Raw genomic sequence first — 20986 nt, forward strand, 5'->3', positions numbered from 1 at the left:
GGGCCTCAGCCCAGCCGCCGCCACGTCCACGTCGTCGAGGCCTCCAGCGGGTCCACCGGCGTGACCAGGCGCGGCAGGGTGTTGAGGCCGTTCGGCGGACCGGTCTGCGGCTCGACGCACACGGCCGCCTCCTGCTCGTCGTACACGACCACCCACTCCTCCCGGCTGGTCACCCTGATCTCCAGCTCGCCGGGCCAGGTGAGGGTGACGTCGACGCCGTCGGGCATGCCGAAGCAGTCGTCCCAGGGGCCCGGCCGGGGGTCGACGCGGCGCCCGGTGGGGAGGTGGTCCTCGCCCCGCTCCTCCTGCCAGGCGGCGGTGAAGTCCAGAGTCACGTCCTGGCCGCCGAGGTTGCGGCGGAACCAGGGGTGCCAGCCGACCTGCGCCGGGAAGGAGTCGTCGTACGTCTCGACGCCCAGGGTGAGCGTGAGCGCGTCCGGCGTCAGGTCGAAGAGCTGGGTGACGCGGCCCGCGTAGGGCCAGGGGCTGGTGAGGTCGTACGTGAACGACGCCGACGCCGTGTCACGGACGGCGGTGCGCCAGCGGGTGTCGCGGCCGGTGCCGTGGATGGCGTGCGGCGGGGAGTTCACCGGGAGCTGGTGGACCTTGTCGCCGTCGCGGAAGCGGCCGTTCTCGGTGCGGCCGCACCACGGGACCATCGGGAAGCTGCCGAAGTGCTTGCCGTTCTCGGGCCGGCGGAGCACCTCGGTGCCACCGATGCGCAGGCTCTCAATCCGGCAGCCGTCCGCCGGGTCGACGGTCAACTCGGCGTCGCCTGCGGTCAGTACGACGGCGGTGTTCTTCTTCTCTTCGCTACTCACCCTGGGGACACTACCCAGCCCGGGGGGCTACCTGCGCCGCCTGAGCACCCGGCCGACGACCACGGCGGAGGCCACCGCGAGCGCGGCGGCGGGGGCCAGCCGGCGCAGGGTGAACGTGCCGGAGGCGGGGGCGGGGGCCATGACGGGGGCGTACCGGCCGCGCGGCGGCGCGTGGTCGACCTCCTCGGCGCTGCGGCCGATCATGGTGCGACGGGCGTGCGCGGCCTCGGCCAGGGGCTCGTCGGGGAAGGCCTCCGGGAGCTCGCCGGGGAGCCCTTCGAGGGCTTCGCGCAGGGCGAGCTCCTCGTCCTCGCGGGTGGGGCCCGGGCCGGGGAGGGGGTCGTCCTCGGTCAGTTCCTCGTCGCTGAGCCGGTCGAGGGAGGGCGCCGGGATCTCGGTCTCGAAGAGGGAGGCGCGGGGTTCGTCGGGCCGGGAGTCGCGGTCCGGCCGGGGCTCGGACTTCGGGGCGCCCGGCTTCGGGGACGCCTGCTTCGGCTTCGGGGCGGCCGGGCCCGCGGCCTCCGTGCCCAGCGCTGCCGCGAAGCGGTCCAGGAGGCGGCGCACGGCGGACTCGACCGTGGCGGCGTCCAGTTCGGTGATGCGTCCTTCGCCGTGGGCCGTGCCGGTGAAGCTCAGCTTCGTACCGTCCTCGTGGCGGGCGGTGCGGACGGTCAGGGACAGTTTCACGGAGCCGTTGCCGCGGGCTTCGGCGCCCTCGCCCTCGACGGTGCAGGCGCCCTTGGCCGCGGGGGTGACGGTCAGGGCGCCTCGGTAGGTGATGGTGTGGCCGCCGAGCCGGACCTTCAGACGGCCGGTCAGCGGGGTGGACGACTTGTCGGCGTCCTGCTGGAAGCCGGGGAGGCAGCGGGCGACCCGGGCGGGGTCGGCGAGCGTCTGCCGGACGGCGGCGGGCAGCACCGGAACGAGCACCTCATGGTCCATGGTCCCTGAGCCTACTCAGGCGCGTCCGCTTCACACCCCGTCTCGCCCAGAAGTCCCGGGACGAAGGCGGCGACGGCGGGACCCGCCGCCCGTACGGCCCATCCGCCGCCCGGGGCCGCCGCCCGTACGGCCCTGCTGCCGTACGGATTCACCCGCCGCACGGGCCCCTACTGCCCGTACCTCGGGTGCACCAGCGTGGACGCCGCCACCCCCCGCAGCCGGCCCGCCTCCGCCGACCTCGCGCCCTCCAGGAGCAGCGGCGCCGTCAGTGAGCGCAGACGCGGGGCGTCCGGGGAGATGCCCAGCCCCGGGCGGGTGCGGGCGGCGAGGATCAGGCCCCAGTCGCGCGGGACGCGGGAGTCGCCCGACGGGCGGTCCGGGCCTGCGCCGAAGTCGGAGACGCGGCCGGTGGCCCGGTAGGGGCGGGTGGCGAGGCCCGCCGCGCGCAGGGTGGCCTCGACGGTCCAGTAGACGTGGGGGCGGGCGCCGGTCGGGCCCGCGTGGACGACCATCCGGCCGCCGGGGGCGAGGACGTCCGCCGCGAGCCCGTAGAACTCCTGGGAGTAGAGCTTGGTCGAGGCCGTGATGCCCGGGTCGGGCAGGTCGGAGACCACGACGTCGTACGGGAGGCCGTCGAGCGGGGCGGAGCGGAGCCAGGCGAAGGCGTCCGCGGTGACGACGCGCAGCCGGGGGTCCTGGTGGACGCCGCCGTTCAGGGCGACCAGCGCCGGGTCGGTGCGGGCGAGCTGGACGACGCCCGGGTCCAGTTCGACCAGGGTCACCGAGCGGACGCCGGGGTACCGCAGGACCTCCCGGGCGGCCATTCCGTCGCCGCCGCCGAGGATCAGCACGCGGGCGTGCCCGCCGCGCATCGCGGGGTGCACCAGGGCCTCGTGGTAGCGGTACTCGTCCCGGCTGGAGACGCGCAGGCGGCCGTCCAGGAAGAAGTCCATGGGGCCGGACGCGCTGCCGGTGATGACGACCTCCTGCGCGTCGGTCTGCACGGCGACCCGCACCCGGTCCCCGTACACCGCGCGCCGGGCCGCCCGCTCGAAGTCGTCGACCAGGACGGTCGCGGTGGCCAGGGAGGCGAGGACGGCCACGTTGACGCCGACCAGCAGCCAGCGGTTGCGGCGCGTGAGTTCGCGCCGGAACAGCCACAGCACGAGGGAGCCCCCGGCGGCGGTGTTCACCGCGCCCGTGACCAGCGCGCCGGTGAGCTGGCCGAGCATCGGGAGCAGGAAGAAGGGGAAGAGGAGGCCCCCGACGAGCGCGCCCACGTAGTCGGCGGCGAAGAGGTCCGCCACGTCGCCGCTGGCGTCGTCCCCCTTGGCCGCCTCGGCCCCCTCGGCCCCCTCGCCCGCGGCGCGCGAGCTGCCGATCCGCTGGATCAGCGTCATCAGCAGCGGGATCTCCGCCCCGATGAGGACGCCGATGGCCAGTGAGAACGCCACCAGGACGTACCGCGCGCCGCCGAACCACGCGAACGACGCGTACAGCACCAGCGCCGAGCAGCCGCCGACCGCGGCGAGCCCCGCCTCCAGCATGCCGAAGCCGACGGCGGCCCGGCACCGCAGCCGTTTGGCGAGCAGCGAGCCGACGCCCATCGCGAAGACCATCGTGGAGAGCACCACGGAGGCCTGGGTGACCGAGTCGCCGATCAAGTACGAGGCGAGGGCGACCAGTTCGAGTTCGTAGACCAGACCGCAGGCGGCGCACAGGAAGACCACCCCGAGCACCAGGAACCTGGCCGTCCGCGGGCTCACCGGAAACGGCCGCCCCGGCCCGGACCGCCGCCCGCCCTGCACCGGAACGCGTTCGGAGGAGCGTTTCAGCGAGTCGGGGGGAGGTCCGGCGGGGTCGGGCCCGGCTGGGGCGGAGGCCGGTTGGATCATGTTGGGCAACGCTACGTCACCGCTTGCTCGCAGCACGTCACCCACACGGGTGCACCTGGGGCGCGTACGGCATACCCCGCGCCACGCGGCGCCCGCCCGCGGGGCGCGGGCCTCAGACCCCGGCCGGCACCCGGGTCCCGACCCGGGTGCGGGTCACGACCAACTGGCCCTCCTGCGGATAGGCGTGCCAGGTGCGCCAGTTCACCTGGCCGCCGCCCTCGTGCTGGGCGAGCAGCGCGGTGAAGGCGTACGGGCTGCCGGGGAACGTTCCCGCCAGCCCGTGGGGGTGGTCCGCGACCAGGGCCAGCAACTCCTGGGCGCGGCCCGCGAAGGCGGCCTCCGAGAGGAGTTCCACGCGGGCCGCGAACTCGTAGTCCCAGTCGCCCACCTGCCTGGACACCCCCAGCGGCAGCGGGGTCCTGCTGCCCGGGATGCAGGCGACGGTCTCCGAGCAGTACCCGTCGCCCTCCGTGAGGAGCACCTGGTGGGACGCGCCGAGGAGACGCAACTGGAGCGTCGCGCCGCCGAGTTCGAGGTCGAGGACGGCCAGGGCGGGCAACGGCTCCCGGCCGAGCGCCCAGGCCAGATCGGAGGCACACGTGTCGGTGTAGTCGGTCTTGAGGGTCGTCAGCATGGGGTGGCTCCGCAAACACGCAGTGGGGGGTGGGCCAGGGGCACGCCGGAGATGTACGGGGTGGAGCTGGAGAACCGCCCGCTCGGGGAATTTCCACAGCGAGGGAATCATGAAGTGTGCGGCGCACCTAGCGTTTTTACCCAATCTGGCGTGGTTTCCATCCCCTCGGGGGCCACACGGTTCAACTGTTCAACAAAAGGGCGCCCGGCGGAAGTTGAGAAGGGGACACGCGTACGAGTCCTCTCCCCGGCTCCGCCGGGCGCGCGGTGTGCCGTACCGGCGGATCGGCTGCCCCGTGTCAGCCGCTCCGCCGGACGCCGTCAGCTGCCGCCACCGCCGCAGCCGCCCCCGCCGCCACCGCCGCAGGAGGACGAGCCGCCGCCGCACGAGGAGCCGCCGCTGTCGCCGCCGCCCGCCCACACCCCGCCGAACAGGCTGGAGTCCGAGCTGCTCGAACGGCGCCGCTTCTTCGTCGTGCTCACCTTGGTGCGCCGCTTCGGGTCCGGCGTGCCGAAGACCTTCGCGACGATCGCCACGAGCACCACCAGCATCACACCGAGCGCGATGAAGAGACCGGTCACGGCCCTCACCGTCCTTCCGTTCCCCCGGAGCGGAGGGCGTTCCCTCCGCACGTGGAGGAGGGATTCCCGAACGCCGACGCGCCCAAAGCACACTTGAGCAAGTCCAGAGGTTCCGCGCAGGATGGCCGCCATGACGACCTCCGCAGGCTCCCCCCACGGCGCCCCCGACGCCCCCCGCCCCTTCCTCAACCGCCGGCTCGCCGAGTTCGGGACGACGATCTTCGCCGAGATGTCGGCGCTGGCCGCCTCGACCGGCGCGATCAACCTCGGCCAGGGCTTCCCCGACGAGGACGGCCCCGAGGAGGTCCGCGAGGCGGCGGTGCGCGCCCTGCGCGACGGCCGCGGCAACCAGTACCCGCCGGGTCCGGGCGTCCCCGAGCTGCGCCACGCGATCGCCGCCCACCAGCGCCGCTACGGCCTCGCCGTCGACCCCGACACCGAGGTCCTGGTCACCGCGGGCGCGACGGAGGCCATCGCCGCCTCCCTCCTGGCCCTGCTGGAGCCCGGCGACGAGGTGATCGCGCTGGAGCCGTACTACGACAGCTACGCGGCCTGCATCGCCATGGCGGGCGGCCGCCGCGTCCCCGTGCAACTGCGCCCGGAGGACGGCGCGTACCGGCTCGATCTCGACGAACTCCGCGACGCGGTCACCCCCCGCACCCGCCTCCTCCTCCTCAACACCCCGCACAACCCCACCGGCACCGTCCTCACCCGCGACGAGCTCACCGAGATCGCCCGGCTCGCCGTCGACCGGAACCTCCTGGTGATCACCGACGAGGTGTACGAGCACCTGGTGTACGACGCCGAGCACCTCCCCCTCGCGGCCTTCCCCGGCATGCGCGAGCGGACGGTGACCATCTCCTCCAGCGGCAAGACGTTCGCGTTCACCGGCTGGAAGGTGGGCTGGGTGACGGCCCCGCCCGCGCTGGTGGCGGCGGTCCGCTCGGCCAAGCAGTACCTGACGTACGTCTCGGCGGGGCCCCTCCAGTACGCGGTCGCCGAGGCGCTGGCGCTCCCGGAGTCGTACTACGAGGACCTGCGCGCCCAACTGCGCGCCAAGCGCGACCTGCTGTGCACGGGCCTCGCGGAGGCGGGCTTCGGGGTGTACCGGCCGGCCGGGACGTACTTCGTGACGACCGACATCCGCCCGCTGACCGGCGGGGACACCGCCGACGGCTTCGCCTTCTGCCGCGAACTGCCCGAGCGGTGCCAGGTGGTGGCCATCCCGAACGCGGTGTTCTACGACGACCGCGCGGCCGGCGCGCCGTTCGTCCGGTTCGCCTTCTGCAAGCGGACCGAAGTCCTCCAGGAGGCCGTGGCCCGTCTGAAGGGGCTCGCGGCGGCCTGACCGGCACACCGGGAGGCCCGTGGGGCCGGCCCTCCGGAACGCTCCGTGCCGGCGCTCCGGGGGAGGCTGCTCAGGGCTTGGACCTGCTGCGCTTGACCGCCGCGCCCGTGAAGCCCGCGCAGACGACGATCGCGACGCCGATCACGCCGCCGGCCACCGTGCGCAGGGTGCCGTCGAAGACGGTCCCCGCCACGGCCAGGGCCACCACGAGCAGGGCGAGCGTGAGCACCGGCCCGGTCAGGCCCGGACTGCTCCGGTCGGCCCCGGCCGGCCGGGCCGGCTCGGTCTGCTGGTTTGGCTGTGCTCCGGACACGGCTGTGTCTCCCCTCATCGGCACCTCGTCTGACCTGCGCTTTCGGTGCCCTCCTACGGTCCCATCGGCGGCCGTGCCCGTCAGGGGCCCCGGCGTGCAGCTTCCTGCGCGGCCGGGTGCAGCTTGTTGCAACGGCCGCCCCGGCGGCGGGAGAAGGGCGGAAACCTTTCCGCAGGGGTTCGCTGACACCCCGTACGCTTTCCGTACACCCGGTCGGCCGACCTCCGGTAGCGGACGGCACCGGGGCCGATCAGGGTCGGGGATGGCCGGCCACCGGCCGCCCCGCGACCGTCCCCGCCGCCCGGAGGTAGCCCCGTGTCCGTCGACACCTCCGTCGACACCGTCGTCCCCGCCCGGTCCACGAACGCCCCCCGCCCGGCGGCCCGCCGCGACCGGGCCGCCGCCCTGCGCGCCGCGTTCCTGCGGGCGGCCCCGGCGCTCGCGCTGTTCGCGGCGGTGCGGCTGACCGGGACGCTGCTGATGGCGGTGTGGGCGTGGCACATCGGCAAGTCGCCGCTGCGGCTGCTCGGCCAGTCCTGGGACTCGCTCTGGTACACCCGGATCGCCGCGCACGGCTACGGCCACACCCGGATCTTCGGCGACGGCGAGATCATCCAGAGCGACCTGGCGTTCTTCCCGCTCTATCCGGGGCTGATCCGGGCCGTGTCCTCGCTCCTGCCCGTCACGCCGGGCGGCGCGGGCCTGCTGATCTCGTGGACGGCCGCGCTGGCCGCCGCCTGGGGCGTCTTCGCGGTGGTGGACCGGCTCCACGGGCGCCGGGTCGCCACCGTCACCGTCGTGCTGTGGGGCCTGCTCCCGCACTCCGTCGTCCTGTCCATGGCGTACACCGAACCGGCGCTCGTCGCCCTGTCGGCCTGGTCGCTGTACGCGGTGCTGACCCGGCGCTGGCTGCTCGCGGGCGCGCTCGCCGCGCTGGCGGGGCTGTCGCGGCCGAACGCGGTGGCGCTGGTGGCCGCCGTCGTGCTGACGGCGGCGCACGAACTGCTCAGGAGACGCCAGCGCGGCTGGCGGGTGTGGGCGGGGGCGCTGCTCGCGCCGCTCGGCTGGGCGTCGTACGTCCTGTACGTCGGCATCCGCAAGGGCGATCCGCTCGGCGGGTACTTCGCCGTGCAGGCGGACTGGTCCTCCCGCTTCGACTTCGGCTCGGGCACCCTGAAGTTCATCAAGCACCTGGTCAGCGCGCCGGAACGGTTCGGCTTTCCGATGGCGCTGGTGATCGTGGCGGTCGGAGTGCTGCTGTTCGCCCTCATGGTGTACGGAATGGACCGCCGGCCCCCGCTCGTGCTGCTGGTCTACGCGGGCGTCCTGGTCGTCATCACGGTCGGCGGTGCGGGTTTCTTCGAGTCCAAGCCCCGCTTCCTGCTCCCCGCGTTCCCGCTCCTGCTCCCGCTGGCCTGCGCCCTGACCAGGGCCCGGCCGCGGGCGGCGGTCACGGTGACCGTCGCGCTGGCCGGGCTCTCGATGGCGTACGGGACGTACCTGCTGGCGGTCGCGCCGATGCCGATGTGAGCTGCGGCGCCCTCAGGGACGCCGGGGCGGCCCGCGGTGGGTTCAGGACGCCGGGGCGGCCTGCGACTCCTTCAGGATTTCGATGCCCAGCGCGTCCGTGCCCTCCGCCTGCCCGGTGAGCCGGTGGACCATGACCCAGTGGCCGTCGGGCAGCGCGCCGGTGAACACGGAGGCGTCACCGGTGGCCCCGTTGTGCCAGAGCAGGGTGCCCGCCCGTTGCCAGGACAGGGCGGGCTCGCCCAGCCGCCGCTCGACGAGCAGGCCGGTCACCAGAGCGGCGGCGGCCCGTGGCGTGGCCCACAGCCCCCCGGCCGGGAGGATGGCGCCGGTCATGGTCCAGGGGCGGCGCGGCCGCCCGAACAGGCCCCGGCTGAGCAGCCGCCGGTCCTGCGGCGGCGCGGCGGACACCTCGGTGACGTCCAGCGGGCCGAGCACGTGCCGGGCCAGGAGTTCCTCGTACGACAGGTCCGCGGCGGCGGCGAGGGCGGCGCCCAGGACGGCGTACCCGAGGTTGGAGTACTCCTCGACGGCGCCCGGCTCGGCCACGGTCAGCGAGCCCAGGTCGCGGAGCAGCGCGTCCAGCGCGGCGGCGTCGAAGTCCGCGTAGGGATCGCGGCGGCGCAGCCCCGGCGGCACCCGGGGCAGGCCGGAGGTGTGCTGCGCGAGGTGCCGCAGGGTGATGCCGGTGCCGGGCGGCACGGGGAGGAACTCCTCCAGGGGCGCGTCGGTGTCGACGGTCCCGGCGGCGCTCAGCCGGGCCAGCACGGTGCCGGTGAGCGCCTTGCTCAGGGAACCGATCTGGACGTAGCGGTCGGCGGCGTGCCCGTGCCGGATCTCGGGGCTGCGGCCGCTGCGGAATATGCAGGTGGGGACGTGGCTCACGGAGGGTTCTCGTCGCTCTCGTCGGGGCGGGGCGCTCGGCGGGACGTGTTCAGTCGGGCGGGCGGGGGACCGCGCAGGCCGCGGTGCCGCCGGGCAGCCGGTGCCGGTTGGCCGCCACCCACCGGTAGACCAGGTGGGCGAGGGGGCGTACGAACGGCAGCCGCAGAACGAACCCGGCCGCACGGTAGCGGCGGGCCGGGGACGACCCGAGGAAGCGGCTCACCGCGTCCGCGCCGCCGTAGCGGGCCGCCCCCCGGTGGAACAGGACGACTTCCCGGTCCAGCCGTGCCAGATGCGGCCCGGTCAGCTCCTCGGGAAGGGCCTGCCAGGGCACGGTGGGGATCCGGGGTCTGGCGTGCTCACGGATCAGCCGCACCGAGCTCTCGCAGAACCCGCAGTCGCCGTCGAAGGCCAGCACGGTGCGTGCCGGGGAGGTCTGGGGGCCGCTGGACATGAGTTCCTCTCGTGGTGCGCGGGGAGGGGCGTGGGCCCGGCACGACGCAAGCCCGGTCGCCGTGGCGGCCGGGCTTGCGTCGTGCGGGTGTGCCGCCGGGGTCCCGGGGGCTCAGGCCTCGTCGTCGCCCTTGTCCTTGTCGTCCTCCACCGCGGAGTCGACGTCCTTCTCCAGGCCGAGCTGCTCGACGACCCACTTGTCGAACTCGATGGAGGCGCGGACCCAGCTGACCGTGGAGGACACGAAGTGCTCCAGGGAGACGCCGGTGCCGATCAGCATCTGCGCCTCGCCGATGAGGCGGACGGAGCCGTCGTCGTGGGTGTGGCTGTAGACCTTCGGCCACAGGGTGCGGCGGTTCCAGTCGTCGAGGAGCTCCAGGAGCTGGAGCTTGTCCTCGATGCTGTGCGGGCGGTCGTAGAACGTCCGGACCGAGAAGACCTGCTGGTCGTCCTCGCCGCGGAACATGAAGTACGTGCGGAACTCTTCCCACGGCGCGGCGAGGTCGCCCTCGTCGTCGACGACGTACTTCAGCTCCATCTGGTCCAGAAGCTGCTTGACCAGGTCCTGGTCGGGGATGACGGGGCCTGCCGGTCCCTCGGGCTGCGGTTCGGGCTGTCCCCCGAAATTCGGAATCGAGGACGGGTCGATGCTCACCGTGTATTTCCCTTCGTACGGTTGCCGTCATCCTCTCCCATTGCGGGAGGGGGAACGCAAGCCCCGGCGGGTGCGATCCGCTGCGCGCTGAGAGAACACCGCGCGGCGCACCCGCCGGGACCGGCCCGTGCTCCTTACAGCTGCTTCTCGGCGGGGGCGCCCGCAACCGGCCCCACCAGCAGCTCGTCCCCGACGCGCTCGACGCGGACCGTGTCGCCGTCGGTGACCTCGCCCGCCAGGATCTCCTTGGCCAGCCGGTCGCCGATGGCGGTCTGGATGAGGCGGCGCAGCGGCCGGGCGCCGTACGCCGGGTCGTTGCCCTCCTCCGCCAGCCAGGCCAGGGCCTCGGGCGTGACGTCCAGGGTGAGCCGGCGGTCGGCCAGGCGCTTGGCGAGGCGGGCCACCTGGAGCTCGGCGATGTGGGCGAGCTCGTCCTTGTTCAGGGCCGAGAAGACGACCAGGTCGTCGAGGCGGTTCAGGAACTCCGGCTTGAAGGAGGACCGCACGACTTCGAGGACCTGCTGCTTCTTGACCTCCTCGGGGCTCGCCGGGTCCATCAGGTACTGGCTGCCGAGGTTGGAGGTCAGGATCAGGATGGTGTTGCGGAAGTCGACCGTCCGCCCCTGGCCGTCGGTGAGGCGGCCGTCGTCCAGCACCTGGAGCAGGACGTCGAAGACCTCCGGGTGCGCCTTCTCGACCTCGTCCAGCAGCACCACGCTGTACGGGCGCCGCCGCACGGCCTCGGTGAGCTGGCCGCCCTCCTCGTACCCGACGTAGCCGGGCGGCGCGCCGACCAGCCGCGCGACGGAGTGCTTCTCGCCGTACTCGCTCATGTCGATGCGGACCATGGCCCGCTCGTCGTCGAAGAGGAAGTCCGCGAGGGCCTTGGCCAGCTCGGTCTTGCCGACGCCGGTGGGGCCGAGGAAGAGGAAGGAGCCCGTGGGGCGGTCGGGGTCGGCGATGCCGGCCCTGGTGCGGCGGACGGCGTCCGAGACGGCCCGCACGGCCTCGCCCTGGCCGATCAGGCGCTTGCCCAGCTCGGCCTCCATGCGCAGCAGCTTCTGCGTCTCGCCTTCGAGGAGGCGGCCGGCCGGGATGCCGGTCCAGGAGCCGACCACGTCGGCGATGTCGTCCGGGCCGACCTCCTCCTTGACCATGGTGTCGACCTCGCGGACCTCCGCCTCGGCCTCGGCGGCCTCCTCCAGCTCGCGCTCCAGGCCGGGGATCTCCCCGTACAGCAGCTTGGAGGCGGTGTCGAAGTCGCCGTCGCGCTGGGCCCGCTCGGCGGTGCCGCGCAGCTCGTCCAGCTTCTCCTTCAGCTCACCGACCCGGTTGAGGCCCTGCTTCTCCTTCTCCCACCGGGCGTTCAGCCCGCGCAGCTCCTCCTCCCGGTCGGCGAGGTCGCGGCGCAGCTTCTCCAGGCGCTGCACGGAACCGGCGTCGGTCTCGTTCTTGAGCGCCAGCTCCTCCATCTTGAGCCGGTCCACGACGCGCTGGAGCTCGTCGATCTCCACGGGGGAGGAGTCGATCTCCATCCGGAGCCTGGACGCGGCCTCGTCCACCAGGTCGATGGCCTTGTCCGGGAGGAAGCGGGAGGTGATGTACCGGTCGGACAGGGTCGCGGCGGCGACCAGCGAGGAGTCCGCGATCTGCACCTTGTGGTGGGCCTCGTAGCGGCCCTTGAGCCCGCGCAGGATCGCGATGGTGTCCTCGACGGACGGCTCGGCGACCAGCACCTGCTGGAAGCGGCGCTCCAGGGCGGGGTCCTTCTCGATGCGCTCGCGGTACTCGTCGAGCGTGGTCGCGCCGACCATCCGCAGCTCGCCGCGGGCCAGCATGGGCTTGAGCATGTTGCCCGCGTCCATGGCGGAGTCGCCGCCCGCGCCGGCCCCCACGACGGTGTGCAGCTCGTCGATGAACGTGATGATCTGGCCGTCGCTCTCCTTGATCTCGGAGAGGACGGTCTTCAGCCGCTCCTCGAACTCGCCCCGGTACTTCGCGCCGGCGACCATCGCCCCGAGGTCCAGCGACACGAGCCGCTTGTTCTTGAGCGACTCGGGCACGTCCCCCTTCACGATGCGCTGTGCCAGCCCCTCGACGACGGCGGTCTTGCCGACGCCGGGCTCACCGATGAGCACGGGGTTGTTCTTCGTACGGCGCGACAGCACCTGCACCACGCGCCGGATCTCCTGGTCGCGGCCGATGACCGGGTCCAGCTTCCCGTCGCGCGCGGCGGCCGTGAAGTCGGTGCCGAACTTCTCCAGGGCCTTGTACTGGCCCTCCGGGTCCGCAGTCGTCACGCGGCGTCCTCCCCTGCTCTTCTCGAAGGCGTCGAGCAGCTTGTCCGCGCTCGCGCCCTGGTCCTTCAGTACGTCGGCGGCCCGGCCGCCCTTGGCGGCGAGCCCGATCAGCAGGTGCTCCGTCGACAGGAACTCGTCCCCGAGCTCCTTGGCGCGCCGCGCGGCGTCGGCGACGACGGCCAGCATGTCGCGGTCGGGCTGCGGCGGCGAGACCGTGGACCCGGTGACGCTGGGCAGGGCGGCGAGCAGCCGCTCGGCACCGGACCGCACGGCTGCCTGGTCCGCCTCCACCGCGGCCAGCAGGTCGGTGATGTTCTCGTTGTCCTGGCCCTCCAGCAGGGCGAGCAGCAGGTGCGCGGGGGTCAGATCGGGGTGGCCGTCGGTCACGGCCCGGTCGGTGGCCGCGTTGATCGCGTCCCGGCTCCTGTTGGTCAGCTCGGCTTCCACGTCTGCACTCTCCTCCTGTACGCCCTCACGGCATCGGCAAGCCGCCTTGCACGTGCCTCGCGGCACGACCTCCATGACTCATCCAACGTGCACAAAGTTGAGTCTATTCCACTCAGCTTTACGATGCGTGGCCGGGCCGGGGGTTACTGTGCGCTGCATGGCCATCGACCTGCACGACCCGACCCCGTCGTTCCGCGCCTTCTGGAGCGAGTACCACCTCTGCACCCTCACTACCCTCCGTCGGGACGGCACGCCACACGTGGTGCCGGTAGGGGTGACGTACGACCCCGAACAGGGCGTCGCCCGGGTGATCTGCTCACGCGGCAGCCGCAAGGCGGTCCACGTGCGGGCGGCGGGCGAGGCGGGCGCCCCGGTGGCGGTGTGCCAGGTGGCGGGCGCGAAGTGGTCGACCCTGGAGGGCGTGGCCCGGGTGCGCGACTCCGCCGACGAGGTCGCGGACGCGGAACGCCGGTACACGGAGCGCTACGGGCGGCAGCCGCGGGAGAACCCGGAGCGGGTCGTCCTGGAGATCACGGTGACCCGGGGCCTGGGCAACGCGTAGGCGGGGCCGGACGCACGCAGCACAGCGGCGCCCTCGTGTTCAGGTTCACGAGGACGCCGCTGTGTGGGGGAAGCGCCTGGGCGATCTACTGCGACGGGGGAATCGCGTCAGGCACTGCGGGGGGTGGCTGCGGTGGCCCGCTGGGCGGACCGGGAGGAGGCCGTGCGCGCGACGGAGCGGGGGGTGGCGCGCGGGGCGCCCTCCGTCTCGTAGAGCTGGTGGTCGGCCTTCTCGAGGTTCACGAAGATGTTGCCGTAGCGGACTTCGCACCGGATGGGCTGTGGGGCGCCCCGGGGTCGGCGCAGACACCGGTAGGCACGGACTTCCTCGTCCCTCTCGCGGACGACCAGGATCGGATCGCCGAAGAGGGTCACCATCAGCGAGTCACCGGGCTCGGGGAGCGCGGAGACGAGATCGACGAGGTGCCAGCCGCCGCGCATGACGCGGGCCACTTCGCGTCTGAAGGCGGGGTCGTCCGACGGCATGTCAGCCCCAGCCCAGGTCGGTCTTGACGGAGCTGGGGGAGTTTCCTCCGCCTGCGGCCAGGCCCCAGCCCAGGTCCGGCTCTGACATCTGCACGGCACCCCGACCGAGGTCCTCGGGCGATGCGACAGCACCGCTCACGCCAGCACCCACGCCGAGCACAAGTCCCGCAGTAGTAGCGGCGACAAGCACAGAGCGAAGCATTTTCTTACGCATAGTCGGCTTCGTCCTTACTTGATGGCTTCCTCGACCCCGTGATGAAGACGATGGCCCATCCAGGCACGTCAACACCACTGGGCCGATGCATCATGTTCCTGTACGTTCAGGACCCTGGGGGGTGGGCATATGCGTGAAGAGGGTAAGAAATCGGTACATCCGCACAGTGTCAGTGAACTGTGCGAACCCGGAGCGCAGCTTTACGCCATCGCCCTGCGCACCGGCCGCATAGCGCGCAGCGAGGTGCAACCCGCGCCCTGCCTCATGGATTTCGCCCTGGTCCACCCCGACCCTGACGACGCCAACTGGCTTCTTCCGGTTCCACCGTCGGCCGCACTGGGCCAACTCCTGCACCCCATAGAGAAGGAAATGCAGGACCGCAGGCTGTTGACGGCCCAACTCGCCGACGCATTCGAGCCGTTCATGGCCATCAGCGCGCAGGTCTCCGCGACCACACATTCCATCACGGTTCTCGAAGGCCTCAAGCGCATCAACGACACGCTCGACGTCTCGGCCGCCCAGTGCCAGAAGGAAGTCCTGACGATCCAGCCCGGAGGCGGCCGTCGCGAGAACATCCTGGAACAGGCCCTGAAACGAGGCCAGCCGCTCGTCGACCGCGGCGTCGCGATGCGCACGCTCTACCAGCACACCGTCCGGCACAGCCAGGGCACCCTCGCGTACGCCGAGCGGATGGCCCAGGGCCAGGTGGAGATACGGACCCTGGAAGAGCTGGTCGACCGTCTGATGATCTTCGACCGTTCCGTCGCGTACATCCCCGTCAACGACGACCGCCACGTGGCGCTCGAGATCCGACAACCCGCGCTCGTCGCCTACCTCACGCAGGTCTTCGAACAGTTCTGGAACCACGCGGTGCCCCTGCTGGAACCCGTCGCGTACGACCCCACCCCCGAAGGCATCTCCGGAGTCCAGCGCTCCATCGCCAAACTCCTCATCGAGGGGTACGTGGACGAGGCCATCGCCCGCCGGCTCGGCATGAACGTCCGCACCTGCCGCGCCCACATCGCCAAACTCGCCGCGTCCCTGGGCAGTGGGAGCCGCGCCCAGCTCGGCTATCTGATAGCAAAGTCGAACATCCTCGACCCCTGACCCCACCTGCGCCCCTCCCCCGAACGGAACAGCCTTGCTCCCGGCGATCACCGTCCTGGAAGGACTCGAGTGCATCAACGCCGCCCTTGACGTGGCTTCGGCGGAATGCAGCACAGAGGTACGCACGCTCCAGCCGGGTGGCGCCCGGTCCGAGACCCACCTCACCCAGGCGCTGGAACGGTCCAAACTCTTCGGCCGGCGCCGCATCCGCATGCGCTCCCTCTACCAGCACACCGCCCGCCACAGCTACGGCCTGCACGCCTACCGCGACCGCCTCTCCGGCATCCACCTGGAAATCCGCACCCTCGAAGAACTCGTCCCCCGCCTGATGATCTTCGACCGCACGGTCGCGTACATCCCCGCCGGTCCCGACACCACCAGCGCCCTGGAACTCCGGGACCCCACCCTCATCACCTTCCTCACCGCCGCCTTCGACCACTTCTGGCGACAGGCCGTCCCCCTGGACGACCCGCTTCCCGCCGACGCGGCCGACATCCGCCGCTCCATCGCCCGCCTCCTCGTCGACGGCCTCGTGGACGAGGCCATCGCGCACCGCCTCGGCCTCAACATCCGCACCTGCCGCGCCCACATCGCCAAGCTCGCCGCCTCCCTCGGCGGCACCACCAACCGGGCGCAACTCGGGTACCTCATCGCCACGTCGGGCATTCTCGACCCCTGACCCGTCGGAAGTCCCCCGCGGCGCGCAACCCCCCGCCCCGCGCCACGGTCTCCAGAGGTGAGCCAGCCAGTCCCCCTCCCGAAGGCCACGGCATGACCGACCCCGCCCCCGCCCCCCTCGACCTCACCGAGCCCCCCGCGCCGTCCCGCCCGCCGCTGGACGACCCGCTCTTCGGCGCGGTCACCGTCACCGTCGAGACGCACACCCGCGTCACCGTGTCCGGCCCCGGACTCCCCCGTACCGTCCTGATCCGCGTCCCGGGCGACGACGCGCCCGACGCGCACATCGGCATCGGCACCCGCGACGCCGCCGCCCTCGCCCTGACCGTGGACGGCGTCCCCGCCGGCATCGCCCCCGGCAGGGGCCGCCTCCGCCGCTCCACGTACAAGGTGGACGCCACCCACGCGGGCACGCGCTACCGCCTGGTCCCGGCCTCGCTCGGCACCAGCGCCTTCCTCCGCGACAGCACCGTCCTCGGCGAGTTCACCGCCGACGGCGACGCGACGGTCCTCGTGGAGTGGCGCGAGGACGCCGCCCCCCGGCCCGCCGACGCCTCCGTCGGCTACGCCCTCGCGGCGGCGTACGGCACGGGCGGCCAGCCGATGTGGATGACCCTGGTCGACGTGGTCACGGAGCTCATCCCCTGAGCACGCCGAAAGGGGCCCGGGAGCGGTCGCTCCCGGGCCCCTTTAGACGCGGTCTCAGTCCTGCGGCCGCTTCGGCCGCCACACCACCAGCGCGCTCGTCTGCTGGACGTCCTGGTACGGCACCAGGTCGCGGCGGTACGAGGCGTGCACCTGGGCCTCGCGCTGCTGGAGGGCGGCGGCCGCGCCGTCCACCGCCGCCGAGAGCTCGGCGACGCGGGACTGGAGCGCCGTGACCTGGTTCTCCAGCTCGATGATGCGCTTGATGCCGGCCAGGTTGATGCCCTCGTCCTGCGACAACTGCTGCACCGTGCGCAGCAGTTCGATGTCGCGGGCCGAGTAGCGCCGGCCGCGCCCGGCCGTGCGGTCCGGGGAGACCAGGCCGAGGCGGTCGTACTGACGCAGGGTCTGCGGGTGCAGGCCGGAGAGCTGTGCGGCGACCGAGATGACGTACACCGGTGACTCGTCGGTCAGCTCGTAGGGGTTCCGTCGTCGGCCGTCCATCGCTCTCCTACGCTCCCTTCGCGTCCTGGAACAGTGCGGCCCTCGGGTCGTCGCCCGCGGTGGCCTCACGGTAGTTCTCCAGGGCTTCCCTGGCCTTGTCGTTCAGTTCGGTCGGTACGGCGACCTCGACGGTGACCAGGAGGTCGCCGCGGGTGCCGTCCTTGCGGACCGCGCCCTTGCCGCGGGCCCGCATGGTGCGCCCGTTGGGCGTCCCGGCGGGCAGCTTGAGGGTGACCGGCGGCCCGCCGAGCGTGGGCACCTTCACCTCGCCGCCGAGCGCCGCCTCCGTGAAGGAGACCGGCACCGTGACGGTGAGGTTGTCGCCCTTGCGGCCGAACACCGGGTGGGCGTCGACGTGCACGACGACGTACAGGTCGCCGGCCGGTCCGCCGCGCTCGCCCGGGGTGCCCTTGCCACGCAGCCGGATGCGCTGCCCGTCGGTGACACCGGCGGGGATGCGCACCTGCATCGTGCGGGAGGACTTGGCCCGGCCCGAGCCCTTGCAGATGTCGCAGGGGGTCTCGGCGATCAGGCCGCGGCCCTTGCAGTCGACGCACGGGTCGGTGAGCGAGAAGCCCCCGCCGCCGCCCCGCGAGACCTGGCCGGTGCCGACGCAGGTCGGGCACACCCGGGGCGTGCCGTTCTTGTCGCCGGTGCCGGAACAGGCCTTGCAGGGGGCCTGGGAGGACATCCGCAGCGGGACGGTCGCGCCGTCGACGGCCTCGGTGAAGCTGAGGGTGACCTCGGACTCGATGTCCTGGCCCCGCCGGGGCTGCGTGCGGGTGCCCGCGCCGCCCCGGTTGAAGAGGCCGCCGAACACGTCGCCTATGCCACCGCCGAAGCCGCCCGTCTGGGTGCCGCCGGCCGCGCCGCCGAAGAGGTCGCCCAGGTCGAAGTTGAACGAGCCGCCCGCCGCCCCGGGGCGGGGGCCGAAGCCCCCGTTGCCGAAGAGGGCGCGTGCCTCGTCGTACTCCTTGCGCTTCTTGGCGTCGCCCAGGACGTCGTTCGCCTCGGAGATCTCCTTGAAGCGCTCCTCGGCCTCGGCGTTGCCCTTGTTGGCGTCGGGGTGGAACTCCCGGGCCAGCTTCCGGTACGCCTTCTTGATCTCGGCCTCGGTGGCGTCCTTGGGGACGCCGAGAACCTTGTAGTAGTCCTTCTCGACGAAGTCCTTCGTGCTCATTTCCCCGACGTCCCTCCTCTCGGATCCAGCAGTGCGGCACTACCCCTTCTCGGGGTCACCGCTCTCCTTCTTGTCGTCGGAGGAGGCTCCCGCCGAGGAGTCCTCCGACTTGTCGGCCGCCGCGCCCGGCTGGGGCTCGGCCACCGCGACCCGTGCGGGCCGGATCGTGCGCTCGCCGATCCGGTAACCCGGCTGCAGGATCGCCACACAGGTCGTCTCGGTGACGTCCGGCGCGTAGCTGTGCATCAGGGCCTCGTGGATGGTCGGGTCGAAGGGCTCGCCCTCCTTGCCGAACTGCTGGAGGCCCATCTTCGCGGCCACCGTCTCCAGGGATTCGGCGACGGACTTGAAGCCGCCGACCAGTTCCCCGTGCTCCCGGGCCCGGCCGATGTCGTCGAGCGTCGGCAGCAGCTCGGTCAGGAGGTTCGCCGCGGCGATCTCCTTGACCGTGACCCGGTCCCGCTCCACCCGGCGACGGTAGTTCTGGTACTCCGCCTGGAGTCGCTGGAGGTCGGCCGTGCGCTCGGCGAGCGCCATCTTGGCCTGGTCCAGCTGGGCGGTCAGTGCGACGTCCTTCGCGGCGTTCGCGTCGTCGGCCGGGGCCGCCGAGCCCTCCTCCGGGGAGGGGGTCTCAGCGGCCTTCGGCTCGGCGTCGTCCGCGCCGGGAGAGACGTCGGGCTTCTCCTCGAAGCCCGGAGTCTCCTCCGTCATCAGGCAGCGCCGCCCTTCTTGTCCTTCTCGTCGTCGACGATCTCGGCGTCGACGACGTCGTCGTCACCGTGCGCCTGGCCGGCGCCCGGAGCGGCGCCCTCGGCGCCCGGGGCGCCCTGGGCGGCCGCGTCGGCGTACATCGCCTGGCCGAGCTTCTGCGAGACCGCGGCGACCTTCTCGGTGGCGGTGCGGATCTCGGCGGTGTCCTCGCCCTTGAGCTTTTCCTTCAGCTCGGTGACGGCGGTCTCGACCTCGGTCTTGACCTCGCCCGGGACCTTGTCCGCGTTGTCGGTGAGGAACTTCTCCGTCTGGTACACGAGCTGCTCGGCCTGGTTGCGGGTCTCGGCGGCCTCGCGGCGCTTGTGGTCCTCCTCCGCGTACTGCTCGGCCTCCTCGCGCATCCGGTTGACCTCGTCCTTCGGCAGCGAGGAGCCGCCGGTGACGGTCATCTTCTGCTCCTTGCCGGTGCCGAGGTCCTTCGCGGCGACGTGCATGATGCCGTTGGCGTCGATGTCGAAGGCGACCTCGATCTGCGGCACGCCGCGCGGGGCCGGCGGCAGACCGGTCAGCTCGAACATGCCGAGCTTCTTGTTGTACGCCGCGATCTCGCGCTCGCCCTGGTAGACCTGGATCTGCACGGACGGCTGGTTGTCCTCGGCCGTGGTGAAGATCTCGGAGCGCTTCGTCGGAATCGTGGTGTTCCGCTCGATGAGCTTGGTCATGATGCCGCCCTTGGTCTCGATGCCCAGGGACAGCGGGGTCACGTCGAGGAGCAGGACGTCCTTGACCTCGCCCTTGAGGACACCCGCCTGGAGCGAGGCGCCGATGGCGACGACCTCGTCCGGGTTGACGCCCTTGTTGGCCTCGCGGCCGCCGGTGAGCTCCTTGACGAGCTCGGCCACGGCCGGCATGCGGGTCGAGCCGCCGACGAGGACCACGTGGTCGATCTCGGAGAGGGCGATGCCCGCGTCCTTGATGACGTTGTGGAACGGCGTCTTGCAGCGCTCCAGCAGGTCGCTGGTGAGCTGCTGGAACTGCGAACGCGTGAGCTTCTCGTCCAGGTGCAGCGGGCCCTCGGCGGAGGCCGTGATGTACGGCAGGTTGATCGAGGTCTCCGTGGAGGAGGACAGCTCGATCTTCGCCTTCTCGGCGGCCTCGCGCAGACGCTGCAGGGCCATCTTGTCCTTGGCCAGGTCCACGCCGTGGTTGCCCTGGAACTGCTTCACCAGGTAGTCGACGACGCGCTGGTCCCAGTCGTCACCACCGAGGTGGTTGTCGCCGTTGGTGGCCTTCACCTCGACGACGCCGTCGCCGATCTCCAGCAGCGAGACGTCGAACGTGCCGCCACCGAGGTCGAAGACCAGGATGGTCTGGTCGTCCTTGTCGAGGCCGTACGCGAGAGCGGCGGCGGTCGGCTCGTTGACGATGCGCAGGACGTTGAGGCCCGCGATCTCACCGGCCTCCTTCGTCGCCTGGCGCTCGGAGTCGTTGAAGTACGCCGGGACGGTGATGACCGCGTCGGTCACCTTCTCGCCCAGGTAGGACTCGGCGTCGCGCTTCAGCTTCTGCAGGATGAAGGCGCTCATCTGCTGCGGGTTGAAGGACTTGCCGTCGAGGTCGATCTTCCAGTCCGTGCCCATGTGGCGCTTGACCGAACGGATCGTCCTGTCGACGTTGGTGACCGCCTGACGCTTGGCCACCTCGCCGACGAGCACCTCGCCGTTCTTCGCGAAGGCGACGACGGACGGCGTGGTCCTGGCGCCCTCGGCGTTGGTGATGACGGTGGGCTCGCCGCCTTCGAGAACGCTGACGACGGAGTTAGTCGTGCCCAGGTCGATGCCGACCGCACGTGCCATTTCGGATTCCTCCAGTTACGTACTTGAGTGGATCTGGCTCAAGGATGCATCACTCCCGCGCCCACGTCAACAGACCTGAGTCGCCCCCACTCAACTCTTATGCGGTCCTTACTCGCAATGATCGAACGGCCTCGCGTTTACGCAGGTCAGCGCGTTGCGGCAGAAGTGAGAAGTGCAGCCGGACCAGGAACGCGGGCGCCCCACCGGCCCCCGCAGGCACCCCGCGCCTCCTACCCGAGACCC

The 20986-nt window shown here is 72.2% G+C and carries 21 protein-coding genes; 6 read left to right on the forward strand and 15 right to left on the reverse strand.

What is annotated here, in order from left to right; genetic code table 11:
- Positions 1–5 precede the first annotated feature (5 nt).
- The 5 genes from ACIP93_RS02660 to ACIP93_RS02680 form a co-directional block, all read right to left on the reverse strand.
- A complete protein-coding gene (locus ACIP93_RS02660) occupies positions 6–821 on the reverse strand; it encodes an aldose 1-epimerase (RefSeq protein ID WP_345221264.1) in 816 nt (271 codons plus the stop codon).
- 27 nt (positions 822–848) lie between these two features.
- Entirely contained in the window at positions 849–1763 is a 915-nt protein-coding gene (locus tag ACIP93_RS02665; protein ID WP_401754880.1) for an SRPBCC domain-containing protein, read from the reverse strand.
- A gap of 167 nt (positions 1764–1930) precedes the next feature.
- Entirely contained in the window at positions 1931–3658 is a 1728-nt protein-coding gene (locus tag ACIP93_RS02670) for a polyamine aminopropyltransferase (protein ID WP_401754883.1), read from the reverse strand.
- A gap of 112 nt (positions 3659–3770) precedes the next feature.
- Positions 3771–4292 carry a DUF2617 family protein gene (locus ACIP93_RS02675; protein WP_345221259.1) on the reverse strand — a complete coding sequence of 174 codons (522 nt, stop codon included), beginning with the start codon at positions 4290–4292 and terminating at the stop codon, positions 3771–3773.
- Between the two features lie 320 nt (positions 4293–4612).
- The gene (locus ACIP93_RS02680; RefSeq protein WP_345221257.1) at positions 4613–4873 is read right to left on the reverse strand and encodes a hypothetical protein; all 261 of its coding nucleotides are present in this window, start codon (positions 4871–4873) and stop codon (positions 4613–4615) included.
- 121 nt (positions 4874–4994) lie between these two features.
- Between ACIP93_RS02680 and ACIP93_RS02685 the strand changes: the two genes are divergently transcribed.
- Positions 4995–6221: a pyridoxal phosphate-dependent aminotransferase gene (locus ACIP93_RS02685; RefSeq protein ID WP_401754887.1), complete on the forward strand. Its 1227-nt coding sequence runs from the start codon at positions 4995–4997 to the stop codon at positions 6219–6221.
- A 70-nt stretch (positions 6222–6291) separates the two neighbouring features.
- On the opposite strand, the gene ACIP93_RS02690 is transcribed toward ACIP93_RS02685, so the two are convergent.
- Positions 6292–6534, reverse strand: coding sequence for a hypothetical protein (locus ACIP93_RS02690; RefSeq protein WP_345221253.1), 243 nt, complete (start codon positions 6532–6534; stop codon positions 6292–6294).
- 315 nt (positions 6535–6849) lie between these two features.
- Here ACIP93_RS02690 and ACIP93_RS02695 point away from each other — a divergent pair, with 315 nt between their 5' ends.
- Positions 6850–8064 (forward strand): glycosyltransferase family 39 protein, encoded by a 1215-nt coding sequence (locus ACIP93_RS02695; protein WP_401754891.1) that lies wholly within the window; start codon positions 6850–6852, stop codon positions 8062–8064.
- Between the two features lie 42 nt (positions 8065–8106).
- Here ACIP93_RS02695 and ACIP93_RS02700 read toward each other — a convergent pair whose 3' ends face one another.
- The 4 genes from ACIP93_RS02700 to clpB all read right to left on the reverse strand — a co-directional run bounded on the left by ACIP93_RS02700 (position 8107) and on the right by clpB (position 12801).
- On the reverse strand, positions 8107–8946 hold the full coding sequence (locus ACIP93_RS02700) for a serine hydrolase domain-containing protein (protein WP_401754893.1): 840 nt from the start codon (positions 8944–8946) through the stop codon (positions 8107–8109).
- A 49-nt stretch (positions 8947–8995) separates the two neighbouring features.
- The gene (locus ACIP93_RS02705; RefSeq protein WP_401754896.1) at positions 8996–9400 is read right to left on the reverse strand and encodes a thiol-disulfide oxidoreductase DCC family protein; all 405 of its coding nucleotides are present in this window, start codon (positions 9398–9400) and stop codon (positions 8996–8998) included.
- 111 nt (positions 9401–9511) lie between these two features.
- Positions 9512–10054, reverse strand: coding sequence for a YbjN domain-containing protein (locus ACIP93_RS02710; protein WP_345221244.1), 543 nt, complete (start codon positions 10052–10054; stop codon positions 9512–9514).
- Between the two features lie 134 nt (positions 10055–10188).
- On the reverse strand, positions 10189–12801 hold the full coding sequence (gene clpB, locus ACIP93_RS02715; RefSeq protein WP_345221242.1) for an ATP-dependent chaperone ClpB: 2613 nt from the start codon (positions 12799–12801) through the stop codon (positions 10189–10191).
- A gap of 157 nt (positions 12802–12958) precedes the next feature.
- Between clpB and ACIP93_RS02720 the strand changes: the two genes are divergently transcribed.
- On the forward strand, positions 12959–13363 hold the full coding sequence (locus ACIP93_RS02720; protein WP_401754900.1) for a TIGR03618 family F420-dependent PPOX class oxidoreductase: 405 nt from the start codon (positions 12959–12961) through the stop codon (positions 13361–13363).
- A gap of 107 nt (positions 13364–13470) precedes the next feature.
- Here the strand turns inward: ACIP93_RS02720 and ACIP93_RS02725 are convergent, their stop codons facing one another.
- Entirely contained in the window at positions 13471–13848 is a 378-nt protein-coding gene (locus tag ACIP93_RS02725) for a (2Fe-2S)-binding protein (RefSeq protein ID WP_345221239.1), read from the reverse strand.
- Between the two features lie 478 nt (positions 13849–14326).
- Between ACIP93_RS02725 and ACIP93_RS02730 the strand changes: the two genes are divergently transcribed.
- The 3 genes from ACIP93_RS02730 to ACIP93_RS02740 all read left to right on the forward strand — a co-directional run bounded on the left by ACIP93_RS02730 (position 14327) and on the right by ACIP93_RS02740 (position 16495).
- Positions 14327–15169, forward strand: coding sequence for a helix-turn-helix transcriptional regulator (locus tag ACIP93_RS02730; RefSeq protein WP_380836720.1), 843 nt, complete (start codon positions 14327–14329; stop codon positions 15167–15169).
- Between the two features lie 34 nt (positions 15170–15203).
- Positions 15204–15848 (forward strand): helix-turn-helix transcriptional regulator, encoded by a 645-nt coding sequence (locus tag ACIP93_RS02735; protein ID WP_401754904.1) that lies wholly within the window; start codon positions 15204–15206, stop codon positions 15846–15848.
- Between the two features lie 92 nt (positions 15849–15940).
- On the forward strand, positions 15941–16495 hold the full coding sequence (locus ACIP93_RS02740; protein WP_401754907.1) for a hypothetical protein: 555 nt from the start codon (positions 15941–15943) through the stop codon (positions 16493–16495).
- Positions 16496–16549: 54 nt separating this feature from the next.
- On the opposite strand, the gene ACIP93_RS02745 is transcribed toward ACIP93_RS02740, so the two are convergent.
- Genes ACIP93_RS02745 through dnaK form a run of 4 tightly spaced genes read right to left on the reverse strand, consistent with a single transcriptional unit; the run spans position 16550 to position 20743 of the window.
- Entirely contained in the window at positions 16550–16996 is a 447-nt protein-coding gene (locus ACIP93_RS02745) for a heat shock protein transcriptional repressor HspR (protein WP_401754910.1), read from the reverse strand.
- A 7-nt stretch (positions 16997–17003) separates the two neighbouring features.
- Positions 17004–18176: a molecular chaperone DnaJ gene (gene dnaJ / locus ACIP93_RS02750; protein ID WP_345221234.1), complete on the reverse strand. Its 1173-nt coding sequence runs from the start codon at positions 18174–18176 to the stop codon at positions 17004–17006.
- A gap of 39 nt (positions 18177–18215) precedes the next feature.
- Positions 18216–18887: a nucleotide exchange factor GrpE gene (gene grpE, locus ACIP93_RS02755; RefSeq protein WP_345221233.1), complete on the reverse strand. Its 672-nt coding sequence runs from the start codon at positions 18885–18887 to the stop codon at positions 18216–18218.
- Positions 18887–20743 carry a molecular chaperone DnaK gene (gene dnaK, locus ACIP93_RS02760; RefSeq protein WP_345221232.1) on the reverse strand — a complete coding sequence of 619 codons (1857 nt, stop codon included), beginning with the start codon at positions 20741–20743 and terminating at the stop codon, positions 18887–18889. The genes grpE and dnaK overlap by 1 nt, the downstream gene beginning before the upstream one ends.
- Between the last annotated feature and the right edge of the window lie 243 nt (positions 20744–20986).

The organism is Streptomyces sp. NPDC088745 (assembly GCF_044751045.1).
In the GTDB taxonomy this organism is placed as follows: Bacteria; Actinomycetota; Actinomycetes; order Streptomycetales; family Streptomycetaceae; genus Streptomyces; species Streptomyces cremeus.